The organism is Teichococcus coralli (assembly GCF_009829925.1).
Lineage (GTDB): Bacteria > Pseudomonadota > Alphaproteobacteria > Acetobacterales > Acetobacteraceae > Pseudoroseomonas > Pseudoroseomonas coralli.
In genome coordinates this window covers 1-4,908 of record NZ_SNVJ01000051.1, presented here as the reverse complement: position 1 = coordinate 4,908, position 4,908 = coordinate 1, and the positions used below count along the sequence as shown (strand labels likewise).

The 4,908-nt window shown below is 66.7% G+C and carries 3 protein-coding genes and 1 pseudogene; all 4 read right to left on the bottom strand.

Going from position 1 to position 4,908, the window contains the following annotated elements:
• Positions 1-592: 592 nt before the first annotated feature.
• A complete protein-coding gene (locus E0493_RS22805) occupies positions 593-1,060 on the bottom strand; it encodes a hypothetical protein (protein ID WP_160939558.1) in 468 nt (155 codons plus the stop codon).
• Positions 1,061-1,331: 271 nt separating this feature from the next.
• Positions 1,332-1,864, bottom strand: a pseudogene (locus tag E0493_RS22800) (transposase); the annotation flags it as partial.
• A gap of 173 nt (positions 1,865-2,037) precedes the next feature.
• A complete protein-coding gene (locus E0493_RS22795) occupies positions 2,038-3,798 on the bottom strand; it encodes a hypothetical protein (protein WP_160939557.1) in 1,761 nt (586 codons plus the stop codon).
• Between the two features lie 715 nt (positions 3,799-4,513).
• Positions 4,514-4,753: a hypothetical protein gene (locus E0493_RS22790; RefSeq protein ID WP_160939556.1), complete on the bottom strand. Its 240-nt coding sequence runs from the start codon at positions 4,751-4,753 to the stop codon at positions 4,514-4,516.
• Between the last annotated feature and the right edge of the window lie 155 nt (positions 4,754-4,908).

The window sequence follows — 4,908 nt, the reverse complement described above, 5'->3', positions numbered from 1 at the left end:
GATTCAGTCAGGCCGGAAACCGCTCTAGAAAAGGATGCAACCGAAGGCCCGGCCGCACAACCGCTTCCGGAAGTTATTGGCGGCTGCAGTCCAGAAAGATCCGGTGCATTCCCGCCGAGGCGGCTGAAAGGGGCGGCGCTGACAAGGTATAGCCGCAGGGCTGCTGAGCGGAGATCCAGTTGTTGAGGGTGTGGTACTGGTCGGCTGCCATGGAGGGCTGACGCTGAGAGGGTATTTGCAGTTGAAGCTCGCATCTCGAACTTCTGCAATCGATGGTCCGCAGGGCGCCCTGTGGCAGGCTTGGATCGGCAGCATATGACGTGCGCAGCGCTGTTTCTCGCTCTCCAGCCCAGGCATCATTCCGCTGTTCGTTCTGAACCTCGCGGGCCAAGCTTTCCAGGAAGCGCATTTCCTCCTGGCCGCGTCTCTCCAGTGCCGCGCGATGCTGGTCCGGGGAGAGGTCCACGGGCGGGTTCCGTGCCGGTGCACAGGAGAGAAGAGCCAGGGCCGCTAGCGCTGTGCCAGAGACCGGGGCCGGCCGCCTGCATGACATTGTCATCGCAGCACCTCCAAGACGCTGTCCGCTGCTGATCTACCTTATCCAGACCGGCACAAGCTGCCGGATGGACGATACGCTGCCCCTCGGGAACTGGAGCTGCACGAATGCTCCTGACGCGGAGCTCGGCACCACGGGCGGCTGCACCCATTGAAGGGTTGCGCCTGCAGAAAGGGTGCGTGGAGCGCCGCAGGTGACGGTGAAAGTTCCGGAATGCACGCAGAGGCGTGCCGTCAATGTGCCGCTGGATAACGCCGCATTGAAGAGGACATAAGAGAGGTCATCCACCGACCAGCCGGGGGGCATGGTGATGTGACAGAAGGCGATCTCTCGAAAGACGTAGAGCCAGTGCTGATAAGGGACGGCCGAGGTGCTGTCGTTGGGCGGGTATGGGATACAGGTGGCCCCATTGATGACCTCCGTGGCGGTTTCCGCACGCGCCGGAAACCCAAGGACGGTGGCCAGAACGATGAGTGAAGCCTGCAGGCATCTACTCAGCTTCATGGCAGAACTCCCTGCATGAGCAGGCACTGCGCCCGGTAAATTGTGTACTCTTCGAAACGATACTCCTTTCTGCAGCAGGCAGCCACATGAGAAAAACGGGAGTGGCTTCAGAACGGCACCGGAGCGCTGGTGACAGGCGAAGCCGGAGGGTTGGCGCGTCTTGAAGGGAGTGAGCGGCAGGTTGTCATGGTGAGCAGCCAGGGAGCCAGAGTCGGTGTGCATGGCCAATTCGACGAGGGGCGCGGCGCCGCGGGCAAGCACCCTCAAGCCAAGGACAAATCCACCTGATCTGTTGCCAGCGGATGATGGCGCAGGCGCGGGTTGTCAGGGCGAGGTGGAAGTCGGCGCGGCGCTCGTGGCGGTCGCTCAGACGCCGGAACCGGGCCCGCCAGGCGAAGGTGCGCTCCCCCCCCCCCCCCCCCCCCCCCCCCCCCCCCCGCGACGGCCAAGGCGGGTGCGGCTCTCGTTCCCTCGTCGTGCGAGGCGCGGGGTGATGCCGCGGGCCCGGCGCTCCCGACGGCAGCGGCGGTGATCATCGGGCTTGCCGGCGTCTGGCGCTGTCGGGCGCCGGTCCAGGGCCCCCGCGTCTTGCAGCCGCTCCGNGCCTTCGCCAGCAGGCCTTGCCGCAGCAACCCAACCCGGTCGGCACCTCGTGCCACGGAATGCCCCTCCGCGGCACAAACAAGATGCCCGCCAAGGCGGCGCGAGCCGAAGCCCGCGGCCGGCCGCCTCTCGGCTTCGGCCGCTCCCGCGGCAGCGAGGTCTCGACCCAGCCCATAGGCCATCAGGAACGAGGAGCGCCATCACTCCCCGACGCCTCAGAACAGGTTCTGTCCCGAGCTTTCGATATAAGGCCCGCCAATGAGGGGATTGGCGTGCGTGAAGGTCACACCCGCTGGCCGCCAGCGGCGCCCCCGCCTGCGGCCGGGTGGAGGAAGGCGAGGAGGAGCCGGACGGCTGACCGGCTCCTCCCGCGGTCAGGCGAAGGTCAGCGCCGAGGAATGGAAGCTGTTGGCAAGGACGGTGAGGGTGACATCGATGGCGACCGAGCCCGAGACCAGCTCAGTCAGCATGATCCGTTCGCTGATGAGTTCCGGGGAGGGGTGGCTGTAGTCGAGGGTGAGGCGCAGGCCATTGTCGAGGTCGGCGCTGCGGTGCGTCACCTCGCCTTCGGCGTTCAGTGTCTCGGTCCAGCGCTGGGCGCCGAGGGTCTCGTCCATGGCGAGGTGAGCGTCATCGGGAGGGCTTCCGTAGGTCCCTTCCAGGGTCTGGTCGAGCTGCAGCACCAGCCGCTCATGCGCATCCCGGATGACGATGTCGCTGGGGTTCGGAGGCCCGCCCCAGCCGGTGCCGTTGTTGCGGACGTAGGACCCGCCCTCATCGAACAGGATGACCTGCTTGTAGTGCTGGACCCGGTAGCCGGACTCATCCACCTGGACCGCCCAGGGCTGATCGTCGTGGGGATCGAGGGTGGTGGTGAGCCGCGTGTTGACGGGCGCGCGGTAGTCCTCCGAGGAGTTCAGGATCCGGGTCAGATGCCCCTCCTCATCATAGGTCGGGTAAGAGTATCTGAACCCGGCATCCGGCCAGACCGGCGTGGGGCCGCTGCCGAGCCCGTCATCGTAGTCGAACCACTCGGTGCGGGCGCCGTGCTTCACCGTGCTGGTCCAGACGCTCCAGTCATAGCTGTCGTTGACGTCGTAGTGGGTGATGACCTGGCTGCCGTCATCGCCGACCTCGGCCCGCTGCACGAGGTGGTTCTGCGCGTCGAACCGCGAGGTCCGCGAGTTCCAGACGCGCGTGTCGGCGGTGTCGTACTCGACCGCATCGCGGCTGCCGTCGTCGTAGCGGACTTCGGTGCGCTCCGGCGCGGCCTCAGGGGCGGGCACGTAGAAGGCGACGCCTTCGTAGTGCCACCCCGGCGCGTTGGCGATGATGCCGTCCCGCTCGCCAACATCGGACGTGAAGAAATGTGTGCGCGAGCCGGTGTCGAAGAAACGATAGACCGCCTCCAGGCCATCCGACGCCTCGGTCCGCGCCGTGAATGCCACGCCCTCGTATCGCCAGCCGGCGGTGTGCAGCAGGGCCTCGAACTCGGCGGCGCTGGTGGTGTAGTGGTGGTCGTTGGTCCCTGGGTCATAGAACCGATGCACCGCCGCCAGCCCGATCCCGGACGTTTCCGCCGGCGCCGAGAACCCCACGCCCTCAAAGCGCATGATCCCCGGCGCGCTCATGGCCATGTCCCGCTCCGCCGCGTTCGAAGTGTAGAGGTGGCCGCCTGTGGCGATGTCGCAGAAGCGCCAGACCGGGGCGGTGTTCTGGGCGTCGTTGTTGACGAATGAGAGCCGCGTCACAAGGCCCCCGTCGTCCAGGTGGTTCGTGTTCGGCGCATCCGGCCCTTGGAACCCGGTCACGCCCTGCTGCGGGATCAGCATCCAGATGGTTGAGCCGGGCGCGCCGGTGACGTGATCCTCCCGCGCCGTGACCGTCACATCCCGCGCGCTGATGTCGCCCGCGTCCCAGTGCACGGTCAGCGGGCGCGCCGGATCATAGCCCCACCAGGTCTGCGCGTCGGCCATATAGTTTGCCCCCGGGCGCAGTTCGAACGTCATGGGCTTCGAGGTGTCGGTGCGCTCGAAGTGCCAGGTGACGCTCTCGCCCTCCTGCACCATCGTCGTCATCGTCCCGCGCGTCCCGCCGATCAGGGAGACGGAGACGTTCGGAACGTCGTCCTCCATGATGGAGATCTGAAACGCGGGGCGCTGCTGGCCAAGCGCATAGAAGTCGCCGGACGCCACCCCGCCAGCCGGGATCAAGTCAAAGTTGACAGCCGCAAGCGGAGACGCCGCGACAATGTTGTCCTCCGCGGTCTGCAGGTTGACCGTCCTGGTCGAGGCATCCCCGGCATCCCAATGGACCAGGAGGGATTGGTTCAGGTTGACGCCAACAAATTCGCCGCTCTGGTCGCCGTTGATAGACCGCCACGCAACATAGAAGTCCTGGGCGGCCGAAGCGTCATCTCGGCTGAAATTCAGGGCGACCTGATCGCCCTCTTGCACCGTCACGGCTCCAAACTGGAAGGGGCTCGGCGAGGTCAGGGTGATCACTGGGGCGTCCTCCGGTCATGAAGAGCGAAGGCTATGCCTTGGCAGGGAGGTCAGAAATCCGAAATGTGGTAACAGGTGCGGGTAACGGATGGGGCATTCGGGGTAGTGGTAATCCGTGCTCCGGCTCCCCGTTTGAGCCTCCTGCCTGAAGGGCTTCGTCTGGAGTCGACATGCCATCCTCGGCATTGCCGGACGCCTCATGCGGTTGGATGTTCCGCGGCGGCGCCCGGAAGACGCGCAGGTTCGACTGCCGCAGCATGGCCGCCAGCTCGCCGCCGGCGAGCTTGGCGACAATGCCCTCCCAGCCGCTCCGGCGCCGCTTGCCGCGCCGTTCAAGCACAGAGCATCAGGCCAGCGCGGCGGCGACCTCCTGGTCATCGACCGGACGGTAGGTCCGCCCGTCGTGCTCGAAGGGCGTCAGGTCAGGCAGCAGTGCGTCGATCTCGGCCAAAAGGTCGTGCACCACCGCGTCGGCCTGCCGGGGATCGCAGCCCGACTCGCGGCCGCTGGCGATCCCCCGGGCTTCGGCGGCGGCCTCGCGGACGATCGCGTCCGCGTCCAGGCGGCGGCGGATCGTCTCCCGCATCAGGGACAGGGTCTGGGGGTCAGCGCGGCGTCGCCCCTGACCGCCAGCTGCTCGAGTTCCCATCCATGATCGGCCTTCGGCGCGTAGCCGACCATCAGGAGCGCGTCCTCCGCGTAAGTCCACGGAGGTCGTGCCCCCGGGCGTGGTGTAGGAGC